The organism is Celeribacter marinus, assembly GCF_001308265.1.
GTDB lineage: Bacteria > Pseudomonadota > Alphaproteobacteria > Rhodobacterales > Rhodobacteraceae > Celeribacter > Celeribacter marinus.
Window position 1 is genome coordinate 2,926,929 of sequence record NZ_CP012023.1, and the last position, 14,490, is coordinate 2,941,418.

13 protein-coding genes are annotated in these 14,490 nt (G+C 56.4%); 7 read left to right on the top strand and 6 right to left on the bottom strand.

Annotated elements, in window-relative coordinates; genetic code table 11:
- Positions 1–13: 13 nt before the first annotated feature.
- Positions 14–1,216: a bifunctional phosphopantothenoylcysteine decarboxylase/phosphopantothenate--cysteine ligase CoaBC gene (gene coaBC / locus IMCC12053_RS14560; RefSeq protein WP_062220297.1), complete on the bottom strand. Its 1,203-nt coding sequence runs from the start codon at positions 1,214–1,216 to the stop codon at positions 14–16.
- An 89-nt stretch (positions 1,217–1,305) separates the two neighbouring features.
- Entirely contained in the window at positions 1,306–2,187 is an 882-nt protein-coding gene (locus tag IMCC12053_RS14565) for an RNA polymerase factor sigma-32 (protein WP_062220299.1), read from the bottom strand.
- A 115-nt stretch (positions 2,188–2,302) separates the two neighbouring features.
- Between IMCC12053_RS14565 and cobU the strand changes: the two genes are divergently transcribed.
- From cobU to IMCC12053_RS14585, 4 genes are all read left to right on the top strand, one after another.
- Positions 2,303–2,836: a bifunctional adenosylcobinamide kinase/adenosylcobinamide-phosphate guanylyltransferase gene (gene cobU, locus IMCC12053_RS14570; RefSeq protein ID WP_062221388.1), complete on the top strand. Its 534-nt coding sequence runs from the start codon at positions 2,303–2,305 to the stop codon at positions 2,834–2,836.
- On the top strand, positions 2,833–3,408 hold the full coding sequence (locus IMCC12053_RS14575) for a histidine phosphatase family protein (protein WP_062220301.1): 576 nt from the start codon (positions 2,833–2,835) through the stop codon (positions 3,406–3,408). The genes cobU and IMCC12053_RS14575 overlap by 4 nt, the downstream gene beginning before the upstream one ends.
- 75 nt (positions 3,409–3,483) lie before the next feature.
- Positions 3,484–4,170 carry a glutathione S-transferase gene (locus IMCC12053_RS14580; RefSeq protein WP_062220303.1) on the top strand — a complete coding sequence of 229 codons (687 nt, stop codon included), beginning with the start codon at positions 3,484–3,486 and terminating at the stop codon, positions 4,168–4,170.
- 72 nt (positions 4,171–4,242) lie between these two features.
- Positions 4,243–5,757: a YifB family Mg chelatase-like AAA ATPase gene (locus IMCC12053_RS14585; RefSeq protein ID WP_062220305.1), complete on the top strand. Its 1,515-nt coding sequence runs from the start codon at positions 4,243–4,245 to the stop codon at positions 5,755–5,757.
- 10 nt (positions 5,758–5,767) lie between these two features.
- Here the strand turns inward: IMCC12053_RS14585 and gshB are convergent, their stop codons facing one another.
- The 3 genes from gshB to rsmI all read right to left on the bottom strand — a co-directional run bounded on the left by gshB (position 5,768) and on the right by rsmI (position 8,084).
- On the bottom strand, positions 5,768–6,718 hold the full coding sequence (gshB, locus tag IMCC12053_RS14590; RefSeq protein ID WP_256209948.1) for a glutathione synthase: 951 nt from the start codon (positions 6,716–6,718) through the stop codon (positions 5,768–5,770).
- Between the two features lie 100 nt (positions 6,719–6,818).
- On the bottom strand, positions 6,819–7,220 hold the full coding sequence (locus IMCC12053_RS14595) for a YraN family protein (protein ID WP_062220308.1): 402 nt from the start codon (positions 7,218–7,220) through the stop codon (positions 6,819–6,821).
- Complete coding sequence (gene rsmI, locus IMCC12053_RS14600) at positions 7,221–8,084, bottom strand: 16S rRNA (cytidine(1402)-2'-O)-methyltransferase (protein ID WP_062220310.1); 864 nt, start codon at positions 8,082–8,084, stop codon at positions 7,221–7,223.
- Between the two features lie 128 nt (positions 8,085–8,212).
- Here rsmI and IMCC12053_RS14605 point away from each other — a divergent pair, with 128 nt between their 5' ends.
- From IMCC12053_RS14605 to murJ, 3 genes are all read left to right on the top strand, one after another.
- On the top strand, positions 8,213–9,394 hold the full coding sequence (locus IMCC12053_RS14605; protein ID WP_062220312.1) for a penicillin-binding protein activator: 1,182 nt from the start codon (positions 8,213–8,215) through the stop codon (positions 9,392–9,394).
- Between the two features lie 79 nt (positions 9,395–9,473).
- Positions 9,474–12,173: a [protein-PII] uridylyltransferase gene (locus IMCC12053_RS14610; RefSeq protein WP_236852444.1), complete on the top strand. Its 2,700-nt coding sequence runs from the start codon at positions 9,474–9,476 to the stop codon at positions 12,171–12,173.
- Complete coding sequence (gene murJ / locus IMCC12053_RS14615) at positions 12,170–13,708, top strand: murein biosynthesis integral membrane protein MurJ (RefSeq protein ID WP_062220313.1); 1,539 nt, start codon at positions 12,170–12,172, stop codon at positions 13,706–13,708. Before IMCC12053_RS14610 ends, murJ begins: the two co-directional genes overlap by 4 nt.
- Here murJ and IMCC12053_RS14620 read toward each other — a convergent pair.
- Positions 13,705–14,409 carry a rhomboid family intramembrane serine protease gene (locus IMCC12053_RS14620; protein ID WP_062220315.1) on the bottom strand — a complete coding sequence of 235 codons (705 nt, stop codon included), beginning with the start codon at positions 14,407–14,409 and terminating at the stop codon, positions 13,705–13,707. The genes murJ and IMCC12053_RS14620 overlap by 4 nt on opposite strands.
- Between the last annotated feature and the right edge of the window lie 81 nt (positions 14,410–14,490).

Here is a 14,490-nt window from a genome sequence, read left to right on the forward strand (position 1 = left end):
GGGTCGCACGCGGTTACACGCCACGGCCAAGTTCATCCACGATCAAATTAGCCAGTTTTGTTGCCACATCAGATTTGTTCATACGGGGCCAAACCTCTGCGCCTGTATCAGAAATAAGGGTCACGGCATTCTGCGCCCCCCCCATAATTCCAGTTTCGGGGCTAACGTCGTTGGCCACAATCCAGTCGCATCCTTTGCGCACGCGTTTCGCCGTTGCGTGATCCAAAACCTGATCCGTTTCAGCGGCAAACCCGATCACAAGCTGGGGGCGACCAGATGTCATCTGACTGACAGCGGCAAGGATATCTGGATTTTCTGCAAATTCCAAAACAGGCAAAGCACCGTTCTTTTTCTTAATCTTAGACGCACTTTGAGAGGCAACGCGCCAATCGGCAACAGCCGCAGCAAAGACCGCCACATCGGCGGGTAAGGCAGCCTCAACGGCGTCTTTCATCTCACGCGCGGTATTCACCCGCACGACACGCACACCTGCGGGCGGGGCCACGTCAGCAGGCCCTGTGACAAACGTCACGGATGCCCCAAGATCACGCAATGCGGTTGCAATAGCCGTGCCTTGCGCCCCTGACGAACGATTAGCGATATAGCGCACGGGATCAATCGGCTCATGGGTCGGGCCAGAGGTGACAAGCGCATGTTTGCCCGTCAGTGGTCCGTTGGTAAGCACACCCGATGCAGCGGCGATAATATCCGCCACCTCGGCCATACGACCAAGGCCAAATTCACCACAGGCCATCGCGCCCTCATCGGGACCGACAAACACAATTCCATCAGACTTAAGGGTCGCCACATTGCGTTGACAGGCGGGATGATGCCACATCCGAACATTCATCGATGGCGCGACAAGCACAGGTTTGTCTGTTGCCATCAACACAGTTGAGGCCAGATCATTCGCCAGTCCAGCGGCCATTTTCCCCATCAAATCTGCCGTAGCAGGGGCAACAACAATCAGATCCGCCGCGCGGGACAGCTCAATATGTCCCATCTCTGCCTCATCCGTGAGATCAAACAGATCACTGTATACTTTTTGCGCCGATAACGCAGAGACAGAAAGCGGCGTCACGAACTGTTCGGCCGCCTTGGTCAGCACAGGTACAACGCGCGCCCCCTCATCGCGCATCCGGCGGATCAGGTCGAGCGACTTGAATGCGGCTACACCACCGCCGATGATGAGCAAAATTGTCTTGTCATGCAGCATCTTGAACCCCTTTGACCATTGCGCCAAGGTTTAAGCATGATGCCACATAAAAACAAGAACGCGGCGCAAACACTGACACATCACTTTGCTCAGTGCAGAAATGACTCTAGCGCCTCACCGTGCCGCTCAAGCGATTTGCGCATCTTCCCAAAGGCCGCAACCTCAAGCTGACGAACCCGCTCTTTGGACAAGGACAACTCGTCTCCCAGACTTTCTAGGGTACGTGGCTCATCCGCCAATTTGCGCTCGCGCAGAATAAGCCGCTCACGTTCTGTCAGGCCGTCCATCGCATCAGTGATCCACCCTTTGAGCTGTTGTTGATCATGCGCCTCACCCACCATTTCGGCGGTTGTTTCACCATCATCAGCGAGCGTGTCGATCCACTCACGCCCCTCGTCCTCGCCCGATTGCTGTGCATTGAGCGAGAAATCCGAACCCGACAAGCGCCCGTTCATCATTTCCACATCTCGCAGCGGAACACCCAAATCCATCGCAATTTTTTGATGCAATTGAGCACGATCAAGCGTTTCACCATGTGTGGACGCCTCGCGCTCAAACCGTGCCTGAACGCGGCGCATATTAAAGAACAGCGACTTTTGCGAGGAGGTCGAACCAGTCCGAACGAGACTCCAATTGCGCATCACATAGTCTTGAACAGACGCTTTGATCCACCACACCGCGTAGGTGGAAAATCGCACGCCGCGATCGGGATCGAATTTGTCCGCGGCCTTCATCAGGCCAAGACCCGCCTCTTGAATGAGGTCATTCATCGGCGCGCCGTAGCGTTTGAATTTTGAGGCTTGCGAAATCGCAAGACGCATGTAGGCGCTGATCAGCCGGTGCAAGGCCGCCTCGTCACGGTGATCGCGCCATGCAATCGCAAGGTCGCGTTCCGTGTCGGCGTCCAGCATTTCTGCCTTCATCGCGCGGCGGGAAAAACGTTGGTCTTGTGCAGTCGCATCGAGTGCCATGGAAACAAACTCCCTGATTTTGAATGCTTTGAAGCCCTTGAGGGCCTCATTGCGGGTCTTAGATACGAATGTTACGAAGCAACAACGCATCCGGATGACAGAAAGTTTTATGATCATGCCCAAAACTATCACTCTGGTGATCGGCGGAGCCTCCTCAGGAAAATCAAGTATCGCGGAAAAGATATGCTTTCACAGCGGCTTGGACCGTATCTACCTCGCCTCAGCCCAGACCTTTGACGATGAGATGCGCACAAAGGTTGATCGCCACCGCACACAACGTGGAGAAAACTGGCATACAATCGAAGAGCCATTTAACGCTGCGCGGATTGTGGCCGCGGCAACTGCGGGACAAATCGTCCTGTTTGATTGCGCAACCCTTTGGCTCACCAACCATCTTTTGGCGGATCATGATCTAGAGGCGGAAACGCAGGCATTGCTCGACGCCTTGCGTCAGACCCCCGCGCAAATTGTGATTGTCACGAACGAAGTCGGCCAAGGTATCGTGCCTGATAACGCGCTATCACGCCAGTTCCGGATCGCACAAGGCACGCTCAACCGTCAGATCGCCGAGGTCGCAGGCGCGGTTGTGGGCGTCATGGCGGGTCTGCCGTTCATGCTCAAGGGCGCGCGACCCGAGGCATTGTCATGAGCCGTCTTTATCTCGTACGTCACGGGCCGACACATGCCAAACGCTTTGTCGGATGGACAGATGTCCCCGCTGACCTATCAGAAACAGATAAAATCGCCCGCTTGGAGGCGCGTTTGCCCGATGCTCCCATAATTTCATCAGACCTGTCCAGAGCCGTAAAGACTGCCGACGTTCTACAACAGGGGCGCCCGCGCCTTCCCCACGATCCACGTTTGCGCGAAAACTATTTTGGCGCATGGGAAGATCTCACTTGGGCAGACGTCGAGGCCCGCGATAGCGCCCTCGCGCGTCAGGTGTTCGAGACACCAGGTGACACGGCCCCGCCGGATGGCGAAAGCTGGAACACACTGGCCGCGCGCGTGGCCGCCGCCGTTGAGGCGCATACGGGCGATGTGATCGTCGTCGCGCACATGGGTGTGATCCTGACGTTGTTACAAAAGGCTCTGAATTGCACGCCCTACACAGCACTCGGCCACGAAATATCACCCCTGTCTTTGACCGTCATCCACCGCAAGGGCGACTGGGCGCAAGGGCACTGGGACGCAACGCACATCAATCACTTTCCAGAATGAAACACATGCCGATTATTCGTTTTCGCGATCAATGAATTCCTCGTAGCCTAGTCGGATCACGCACAGGAGTTTTACATGCCTTACGACCTTTTTATTGGCGACAAATCGTTTTCAAGCTGGAGTTTGCGCGGCTGGCTGCTTCTTGAGAAATTCGACATTCCCTACACCGAACACATGCTCGGGCTGTATTCGGGGACCATGGCCAAAGACATGGCGAGCCTTGCGCCGGCGCGTCTCGTTCCAACCCTGCGCACACCTGAAGGCTGGGTTGTTGGCGAAACCTCCGCAATTGCCGAAACCCTCGCAGAGCGCCACCCAGACGCAGGTATTTGGCCCAAAGACGACGAAGCGCGTAGCTATGCTCGCTGGCTTGTGGGTGAAATGCACGCCGGATTTAGCGCCTTGCGCACCGACTGCGGGATGCAGCTTATCTATGTGATGAAAGGGTTCAGCTCAAGCGATGCCGTGAAAGCGGATCTTGCGCGGATTGACGATCTTCTTGGCCGCGCGATGGACCGGTTTGGCGCAGACGGGCCTTGGCTTTTTGGCGACTATACGGCTGCGGATGCCTTTTACGCGCCAGTGGCTGCGCGCATTGTCGGGTATGACCTGCCAGTATCTGATCGCTTGCGCGCCTATGCGATGACCCATCTCAATGACACTGCGTTTCGAAAATGGCGGCGCGAGGGATTGAAAACAACATACACCCCGATGCCCTACGATTTGGGTTTGCCAACGCAACCATGGCCTGTCGCAGACTAAACTCATGTCTCGTTAACCACTTTCTAACCCTGCATCGCTAGGCGTGATGCAGGTATTAGTGAGAGAGTTATCATGGTTGCACGCACGTGGACGGTTGCATTTGAGGGCGTAGACGCCCGCCCTGTAGATGTGCAATGCGCCGTTAGCGCGGGATTGCCGAGCTTCACCATTGTCGGTTTGCCAGACAAAGCCGTCTCGGAAGCCCGCGAACGGGTGCGCGCCGCGTTGGCCTCTATGCAAATCGCGCTACCGTCCAAGAAAATCACGATCAATCTCTCGCCCGCCGATTTGCCCAAAGCGGGATCTCATTTCGATTTACCCATCGCAATTGCGCTTTTGGCAGCGACCGGATTGATCCCGGAGGATGCCGCCGAAAAGATGCTCGCAATTGGGGAGCTGTCTCTCGACGGCACATTGGTGGGGGTGGCGGGCGCATTGCCCTCTGCGCTTGCCGCTGGTGCACTCGGATGCGATTTGATCTGCCCTGAAACCTGCGGGCCAGAGGCGGCATGGGTTGGGGTCACGCCTGTATTTGCGCCTCGCACCTTGGCCAAACTCATTCGCCACGCAACGGGAGATGCGCCGCTCACCCCCTCAGAACCGGGAGAAGTGCACCTCCCCAATCACACCCGAGACATGATGGATGTGAAAGGACAAGAAAAGGCAAAGCGCGCAATCGAAATTGCTGCGGCAGGGCACCACCATATGTTTCTTGTTGGAACTCCCGGGTCGGGAAAGTCGATGCTTGCCGCCCGTTTGCCCACCATTTTGCCCGAGCTGTCCGCCCAAGAAGCACTCGAGACGTCGGTGGTTCATTCGCTGGCGGGGCTGTTAGATTCAGGTGGAATTAGCCGCGCGCGCCCGTTTCGCGAACCACATCATACAGCATCACGTGCCGCAATCGTTGGCGGTGGACGCGGTGCAAAGCCTGGGGAGATATCGCTCGCTCACAACGGGGTGTTGTTCTTGGATGAATTGCCAGAGTTTCCGCGCGCCGTGCTCGACAGTCTACGCCAACCCATTGAGGCGGGCGAAGTGATGATCGCGCGCGCCAACGCCCACACCCGCTATCCGGCCCGCTTCATGCTCATTGCCGCCGCCAATCCCTGCAAATGCGGCTACTTACCAGATCCCGCGCGGGCCTGTTCCAAAGTGCCCATTTGCGGAGAGGACTATTTAGGCCGTATTTCTGGACCGCTGATGGACCGTTTTGATTTGCGCCTCGAAGTGCCGCCAGTTGAAATGGCTGACCTTGAACGCGCGCCGTGTGGAGAACCATCATCTGTAATCGCCAGACGCGTAGCCCGCGCACGCGCCATTCAGGCCGCGCGCTATGAGGGCACCAACATCCGCACCAATGCCCATGTCGAGGGGCGCACATTAGAGGAGGTTGCGACACCAGATGCCGAAGGGCGTGCGCTTTTGTCCCTCGCCGCCGACAAACTGGGTCTGTCGGCGCGCGGGTATCACCGTATTTTACGTGTCGCGCGCACAATCGCCGATCTCGCGGGCGCGGATCAGATCAATCGCCTTCATCTCGCGGAGGCATTAAGTTACCGCGTGGTTGCCTCGCGCGAACGCGCATAGCGGACGCAAGTCACGCGCGCTTGGCCTCAATCGCTTCCCAAAGCAGTGCCGCAGTATTGGTACCGTCAAAGCGCTCCAATTCCTGAATGCCCGTTGGAGAGGTCACATTGATCTCGGTGAGGTAGTTCCCAATCACGTCGATGCCTACAAAAACCTGACCTTTTTCTTTCAACAAAGGACCGATTTTGGCGCAGATTTCTAGATCTCGCGCGCTCAACCCAATCTTTTCGGGACGCCCGCCAACATGCATGTTCGAACGGGTTTCGCCCTTTTGCGGCACGCGGTTGATGGCCCCTACCGGTGCACCGTCGACCAAAATCACGCGTTTGTCGCCATTGGACACATCGGGAAGGAATTTTTGCACAATCATCGGCTCGCGCGACATGCCCGTGAACAACTCGTGGAGCGACGACAGGTTACGGTCATTGGGATCGAGACGAAACACACCCGCCCCGCCATTGCCGTATAGGGGTTTCAAAATGATATCGCCGTGCTTTTCCTTGAACGCGCGGATGGTGGTGAGATCGCGTGCAATCGTCGTGGGCGGGGTCAAATCTGGAAACTGCAACACCAACAACTTCTCTGGATAGTTGCGCACCCAAAACGGGTCATTCACAACCAAAGTGGTGTCGCGGATCATGTCGAGAAGATGCGTGGAGGTGATGTAGCCCATATCAAACGGCGGATCTTGGCGTAGCCACACCACATCATATGTCGAAAGATCGACCTCTTGTTCCTCGCCCAGCGTATAGTGATTTCCCACCTCGCGGCGCACCTCAACGGGCCAACCGCGCGCGGTCACTCGCCCTTCTTGAAAGGCGAGCTTATCAGGCGTGTAATAAAATAGCGTATGACCGCGCTCTTGCGCCTCGATCATAATGCGAAAGGTACTATCCGCGTTGATATCGATGGGACCGATAGGGTCCATCTGAATGGCGACTTTGAGTGCGGCGTTGGTCACGATGAAAATACTCCAGTTGGCTTTACCAATAGATGGACCACCACCCGCGTGCTTTCAATGAGAAAGGTCCATGCGCAAACGCACAACCGCCCGCAGATTGTCACATAAGCGCGTTTTCAATCACCTCAATTGCACCAGCTCCATCCACAAGCGCCACATCAATCCGCATGTCCGACAACAGACCCTTTGGCTGTCGTCCGATGTAATCCTCGGCAGAGCGCATGATCCGCAGCATCTGAGAGGGGCGTAAATGTTCGGCCGCATCGGCCAACCGCTTTGAGGCTTTCACCTCGACAAACACGAACACGTCATCTTTCCAAAAGATCAAATCAATCTCGCCCGCTGCACCGCGCCAACGCTCTGCAATCCGCTCATAGCCCAGTGCCAAATAATGATCGCTCACACATCCCTCTGCGCTAAGACCCGACAGATAGGCGCGTTGTCCGCGCAATGCGCGTGCCTTTTGCGGCTGGGTTAAAGGCGCATCTTTTTGCGGCGTCACTCACTCGTCCTCTTTGCTACGCTCCAATGCACGTTGGTACACTTCGCGCTTTTTCAAACCGAACTCGGCCGCAATATGCGCGGCAGCATCCTTGAGCGACAAGGTTTCAAGCGCACGGTCAATTTCGGCATCAAGATCAATATCCTCGGCCGTCAACTGCGCAGGCCGATCCACCAAAAGCACAATCTCGCCCTTCAAAGTTCGCGCCTCGATGGAGGCAAGCACCTCACTGACGGGGCCGGAAATGACCTCTTCAAATCGCTTGGTGATTTCACGACACACCGCCACGACCCGCGTTGGGCCGTATAAATCGCACAGTTCACTTAATGTTCGGTGAATCCGCTTGGGACTTTCATAAAAGCCAAGTGTCGCTTGAACCCCACCCCACTCGGTAAAGAACGTGCGCCGTGCACCTTTTGACGCCGGCGGGAACCCCGCGAACAAAAACCGGTCTGACGGCAGACCCGCAATAGTAAGAGCCGCAATCATCGCCGATGGCCCTGGTGCAGATGTCACCATATGACCCGCCGCCAAGGCTTCCCGCGACAATACAAAACCCGGGTCCGCAACCAACGGCGTGCCCGCCTCGGACGCATAAGCCACTGATTTCCCCGCAGCCATTAGGCCCAACAACCGCGGACGCGCCTTTGCACCGTTGTGATCGTGGTATGCAATGATGTGGCGATCCCCAAGTGGGACACCGTGTATCTCCATCAACTTGCGCAGCGTGCGGGTGTCCTCGGCGGCAAGAACGTCCGCAGAGGCCAACACGTCAAGTGCGCGCAACGTGATATCACGGGCATTGCCGATTGGTGTGGCGACGAAATAGAGGCCGGCGGTTAGTGGCTTGATTTGATATGTCACGCGGAGGGTCCCGTTATGTGGCGTTTACTCATTGGCTTGAGTGCCTTAGTCTGCTACCCGACCCTAAGTCAAAATTCAGTTTTACACACCCCTCGTCGATGACGTTACTGTCAGGAGTGATTTCGCCAATGTTTACTCGTCTTTTCCCCTCTCGACCTTCCCTCATTAAATTTGTAGCGGCCTTATCCGTTGTCGCAATCGCGTCATGTGATGTGCCAGTTCCGTCATCCGGCAGCAATGGTCCCAAAATCGATACATCCGAACCCGTCCCCGTAGCGCTGTTAGTGCCTTACGATTCGGCCCAAAGTTCCGATGTTGCACTGGCGCAGTCGATTGAAAACGCGGCTCGTTTGGCCATGGCTGACCTTCAAGGCGTCACCATCGACCTCAAAGTCTATCCAACAGGCGGCTCTGCCGAGCGCGCATCAGCCGCTGCAAGCCAAGCGGTTGCGAGTGGCGCGAAAATCATTCTTGGCCCCGTATATGGCGGCTCCGCCAAACTCGCAGGCATCCCCGCCGCGAACGCCGGTGTAAATGTCCTCTCATTCTCGAATAACCCCGATGTCGCGGGGGGCAACGTCTTTATCCTCGGGCCAACCTTTGCGAACACGGCCAACCGTCTGGTCCGCTACGCAGTCAAGAACGGCAAGAAAAACATTCTTGTTGTGAATGGCGAAAATCCCGCAGAAACCGCAGGTGCCGCAGCTGTTGTTGCAGCGATTGGTAGCAACGGCGCTACACTGTCTGGGCAAACCTCATTTGAGATGAGCCAAACGGGCGTAACGCAAGCCATTCCTGAAATTGCTGCAAGCTCTCGCTCGGCGGGCGCAGAAGCGATTTTCTTCACATCCGGCAATGACGGCGCAATGCCGCTTTTGGCGCAAATGCTTCCTGAAAACGGGATCACAAGCCCGAGCACGCAATACATCGGGCTTCAGCGGTGGAACATCCCACCCACGGCCATGACCTTGCCCGGTTTGCAAAATAGCTGGTTTGCGATCCCAGACGCCGCATTGACGCAAACGTTTGCGGGCCGCTATTCTGCTGCCTACGGGCAACAGCCCCATGCCTTGGCAGGGTTGGCCTATGACGGCATCGCCGCAATCGGAGCCCTCGTAAAATCGGGCGACGCCAACGCACTCACCACGCAAGCTCTCACACGGTCCTCGGGCTTTGCGGGAGTCAACGGCGTGTTCCGCCTCTTGCCCAACGGCACCAACGAGCGCGGCTTGTCCATCGCCACCATTCAAAACAATCAGGTAGTAGAGATTGACCCTGCACCAAGAGCCTTCGGGGGGTTCGGCCTCTAAGCTGACCCTCTCTTCATTCGTTCCGACACCTCCGAGAAGCACAATTTGCGCTCCTGAGGCCCTCTTTGATGTCGAAGCCGTGAGCGCCGCCCTCACCGATGCGTGGAAAGACGCATCGGATGCGGCATCTATTCGTGCGGCCACCGTTGCCGTTTTGAACGAGGCCAACACCAATGGGCGCGCGGTCATTGAGGCGGCGATCAAACAAGCGCCAAGCAATGCACGCCCCGCGCTCACGTCCTATGCATGGCTGACAGATTGTCTTGTCACATCCGTGTTGTTTACGGCGATGACCAAGCTGCATCCGAACCCGACCCCAACAGAGGGCGAACGGATTGCCGTGCTGGCTGTGGGTGGATACGGACGCGGGGAAATGTCGCCGCACTCCGATGTCGATTTGCTGTTTCTTGCGCCGCACAAAATCAACGGTTGGATCGAAAGTGTGGTCGAAAGCATGCTCTACATGTTCTGGGACATGCACCTCAAAGTTGGCCATGCCACCCGCACGATCAAGGACTGTATCCGCTTGGGACGTGAAGATTTCACGATCCGCACATCCATGCTCGAAATCCGCCAACTCGCAGGAAATGTTGATCTGGCGGATGAGTTACACACCAGATTGCGCGATGATCTATTCAAGGGCACAGCCCGCGAATTCATTGAGGCCAAGCTCGAAGAGCGCTCCGAGCGCCACCGCAAACAAGGTGGACAACGCTATGTGGTCGAGCCAAACGTCAAAGAGGGCAAAGGTGGACTTCGGGATCTACAATCGCTTTTTTGGATCGCAAAATATGTCCACGGCGTGCGCCGCACCGCTGATCTGGTCAATGCTGGCGTTTTCACAGCCGACGAATACCTTCAGTTCGAAGAGGCGGAAACGTTTTTGCACGCCACGCGCAACGCAATGCATCTTATCGCAAATCGACCAATGGATCAGCTCACCTTTGACCTTCAGGTCGAGGTCGCCGAGTTTTTGGGCTTTATTGACCACACGGGTCGGCGCGCGGTTGAACATTTCATGCAGGCCTATTTTCGTCACGCCACACGCGTTGGGGAATTGACCCGTATTTTCCTCACAACACTTGAGGACTCGCACGTCAAACAAGAGCCGGCTTTGCAACGTTTTTTCAAACGAAAGCGAAAGGTCGGGCACGGGTTTTATGTCGAGCGCGGGCGGCTCAACTTTGCCAATGAGGCCGACTTTCTTGGCAACACTGTCAATATCTTGCGCTTGTTCGAAGAGGCGCTGCGCACAGGCCATTTGATCCATCCCGATGCGATGCGGTGTATTTCCGCCAATCTCGACAAAATCGACTCCGCGATGCGCGACAACCCCGAGGCGCAGCGGATTTTCATGGATTTAATGCTTAAAAACGGCAATCCGGAACGCGCCCTGAGGCGAATGAACGAGCTTGGTGTTTTGGGCGCCTTTATTCCCGAATTCCAAGTGATCGTGGCGATGATGCAATTCAATATGTATCACAGCTACACCGTCGACGAACACACCATCCAAGTGATTTCCAACCTCGCACAAATCGAGCGCGAGGAGCTTGTCGAGGAGCTTCCAGTTGCTTCGGGCATTCTAAAACGTGGTGTAAATCGTCGGGTTCTTTATGTCGCCTTGCTGTTGCACGATATTGGCAAGGGTCGCAAAGAAGACCATTCAATTTTGGGCGCGCAAATCTCGCGCAAGGTCGCGCCACTACTGGGCCTAAAACCTGCGGAATGCGAAACCGTGGAGTGGCTGATCCGGTATCACCTGTTGATGTCGGACGTGGCGCAAAAGCGTGATTTGTCCGACCCGCGCACCGTGCGCGACTTTGCCAAAGCGGTGAAAACGCGCGAACGTCTCGATCTGCTCACTGTGTTGACGGTATGCGACATCCGCGGTGTTGGCCCCGGCGTTTGGAACAACTGGAAAGCGGTTTTGCTTCGTAATTTGCACGCTCAGACCGCACATGCACTTGAACACGGGCTTGAGGCCGTGAACCGTGAGGCCCGCGAAGGCGAGGCGAAAAAGTCCCTGCGTGCCGCATTGTCCGATTGGCCACAACCCGACCTGCGCGCAGAGGTCCAGCGCCATTATGGCCCCTATTGGCAAGGGTTGCCCACGTCCGCACATATGATTTTTGCCACACTGCTCAAAGAGATCAAAGACGATCAGATCAGTATCGATATCACACCCGACGAGGACCGCGATGCGACCCGCACGTGTTTCGCGTTGGCCGATCACCCTGGCATTTTCTCACGTCTGGCCGGGGCCTTGGCCCTTGTGGGCGCAAATGTCGTGGACGCACGGACTTATACCACGCGCGATGGTTACGCGACGGCCGCATTCTGGATTCAGGACAATGACGGCCACCCGTTTGAGCAAAGCCGTTTGCCGCGCCTGCGCCAGATGATCCAAAAAACCCTACGTGGCGAGGTTGTGGCGCGAGATGCACTCATCCCGCGCGACAAAATCAAAAAGCGCGAAAGTGCGTTTCGCGTGCCAACCTCCATCAGTTTTGACAATGATGGCTCCGAAATCTTTACCATTATAGAGGTCGACACCCGTGACCGTGCGGGCCTGTTGTACGATCTCACCCGCGCTCTTGCCGACAATCACATCTCGATTGCCACCGCTCAAATCGCGACCTACGGCGAACAAGTGGTCGATAGCTTTTACGTCAAGGACATGTTCGGAATGAAACTTCACGCCGAAAGCAAACAAGCCTCGCTTGAGAAAAAGCTACGAGATGCAATCACGCAGGGCGCACAAAGGGCTAAAAATTCATGAAGCCGATCCGCCTGATCAAGGGCTTTGTCACGGTTGGGGGATGGACCCTCATGAGCCGTGTTATGGGGTTCGTTCGTGACGCGCTGATTGCCGCATTTTTGGGCGCTGGCCCCGCAGCCGAAGCCTTCGTTGTCGCCTTCTCGCTCCCCAACATGTTCCGCCGGTTCTTTGCCGAGGGTACACTCAATGTTGCCTTTGTCCCGCTGTTCTCCAAAAAGCTCGACGCACAGGCCGAAGCAAAAGAGTTCGCCGAGGACACACTGTCCGTTCTCGCCTCAATGCTCATCGCCCTGACGTTGGTGGCGACACTCGCCATGCCATTTTTAGTCTCCGCAATGGCGGCGGGGTTTATTGGTGACGCACGTTTTGATTTGGCCGTTGATTTTGGTCGGGTCGCCTTTCCCTACATCTTCTTTATTGCGCTCTCTGCCCTCTTTGCGGGCATTCTCAACGCGTCAGGCAAATTTGCCGCCGCCGCCGCCGCCCCCGTCATGCTCAACATCATCCTGTCTGGCGCGATGGTCGGTGCGGCGTGGATGGGGTGGGATGTCGCCAAAGCGTTGATCTGGTCGGTGCCTCTTGCAGGCATTGCACAACTCGCCATCGTTTGGCGCGCTGCCGCTAAAATCGGGTTCAATCTACGCCCCCGCTTTCCGCGTATGACGCCAGAGCTCAAAACCCTGCTGATCCTTGCTGGCCCTGCCGCCCTTGCGGGGGGCGTTGTGCAAATCAACCTCTTGATCGGACGCCAAGTTGCGTCCTTTGGCGAGGCGGGCGCGCTGCAATATCTCAATCTCGCTGATCGCCTCTACCAACTTCCGCTCGGTGTCGTAGCCATTGCTATTGGGGTTGTTCTCTTACCGGATCTGTCGCGCAGACTTCATGCAGGTGACGGTGCGGGCGCGCGTGATGCGTCGAACCGTGCGATGGAATTCGCGCTTTTGCTCACGGTCCCGTCCGCCGTTGCCTTGATGATCGTGCCGGAGCCGCTGATTTCATTCCTATTCCAACGTGGCCGCTTTACGCCTGAAGACGCGCAAAAAACCGCGATGGCCGTGGCTATATACGGCGTTGGCCTGCCCGCGTTCGTAATGCAAAAAGTCCTACAGCCGCTTTATTTCGCGCGCGAAGACACCAGAACGCCGTTTCGATTTGCCCTGTGGGCAATGGTCATCAATGCCGTCGTCGCAATCGGTCTGTCGTTTGCAATCGGCTATCTCGCCGCCGCAGTGGCCACCACCCTCGCCGCCTGGACAATGGTCTGGTTGTTGTGGCGTGGGACAAAAACCATGGGCGATGACGTCAAAATAGACGCGCGACTACGCAGCCGCGCACCGCGCATTTTTATCGCCTCGGCCATAATGGGCGCGTACGTTTATGGCGTGAACATCCTGCTCGCCCCTGTCTATGACCTGTCGCGCGGTCTGGCTGTATTCATCATGGTGGCAAGTGGCATTGCCGTCTATTTCGTAGCCGCATACGCCATCGGCGCGATGAAATTGTCCGACCTCAAAGCGGCGGTAAAACGCGGCTAGCGTTTGCGGATCCGCGCCAAAATGCGGCGCGGCGCACCGGGGACAAGTAGGATCGAGACCCCAAAGCCCATAACAAAGCCCGCAATATCTGCCAGCCAGTCGGGTGTTGCCCCAAACAACAATCCAAATATGAGCTGGATTGCGAGCAAAAAGCCAATGAGCGTAAAGGCACGCATCTGATTTTGCTTCATCGCGCCGAGGCCGATCCAGAGCATTAGCGTATATGACCCGATAAGGCCATAAGCCCCTGAATACGCCCCCACAAGCGGCGTCGATGTGTCCAAAAACAAACCGTAGGCAAGCGCCCCCGCCACCACAGAGACAAAAAAGACAATAAGCACGGCGATGTTGCCAAATGTCTCACCAACCATTTTGCCAAGTGCGAGAATAAACACCACCACCATCGCCGCGTGCGTAAACGAATGATGCACAAAGGCGTAGGTTAAAAACCGCTGCACATGCTCGAACGGCCAAATGCCTTGGTCACGCATCGCGTCGAACACCGTATCAAAGAACGCAAATTGTTCCATTGCGGTGATCCGCCACCCGATTGCGTCCGGCCCGCCGACGATCCCATACGACCCGATTTGAAACAGCAATTCGATACCACCAATCACAACCGCCAATAACACTACGGCTGGCGGAAGCGCATTGAACGGAGACTCTGGTGTGTACTCATGGTCATCTGAATGATCGGACATATCGCGCGGTTCCTTGCTACGTGTGTCTCGCATAAAACGGTTCGGGGGCGAATTTACAACCACTTGATGGCGAGGCGCACC

Bases quoted from the DNA above. Each gene is read 5' to 3' on its own strand.
- murJ (WP_062220313.1), top strand. From the start codon at position 12,170: ATGAAGCCGATCCGCCTGATCAAGGGCTTTGTCACGGTTGGGGGATGG.
- IMCC12053_RS14575 (WP_062220301.1), top strand. From the start codon at position 2,833: ATGAGCCGTCTTTATCTCGTACGTCACGGGCCGACACATGCCAAACGC.
- coaBC (WP_062220297.1), bottom strand. From the start codon at position 1,216: ATGCTGCATGACAAGACAATTTTGCTCATCATCGGCGGTGGTGTAGCC.
- cobU (WP_062221388.1), top strand. From the start codon at position 2,303: ATGCCCAAAACTATCACTCTGGTGATCGGCGGAGCCTCCTCAGGAAAA.
- IMCC12053_RS14565 (WP_062220299.1), bottom strand. From the start codon at position 2,187: ATGGCACTCGATGCGACTGCACAAGACCAACGTTTTTCCCGCCGCGCG.
- IMCC12053_RS14620 (WP_062220315.1), bottom strand. From the start codon at position 14,409: ATGTCCGATCATTCAGATGACCATGAGTACACACCAGAGTCTCCGTTC.
- IMCC12053_RS14580 (WP_062220303.1), top strand. From the start codon at position 3,484: ATGCCTTACGACCTTTTTATTGGCGACAAATCGTTTTCAAGCTGGAGT.
- IMCC12053_RS14605 (WP_062220312.1), top strand. From the start codon at position 8,213: ATGTTTACTCGTCTTTTCCCCTCTCGACCTTCCCTCATTAAATTTGTA.
- IMCC12053_RS14585 (WP_062220305.1), top strand. From the start codon at position 4,243: ATGGTTGCACGCACGTGGACGGTTGCATTTGAGGGCGTAGACGCCCGC.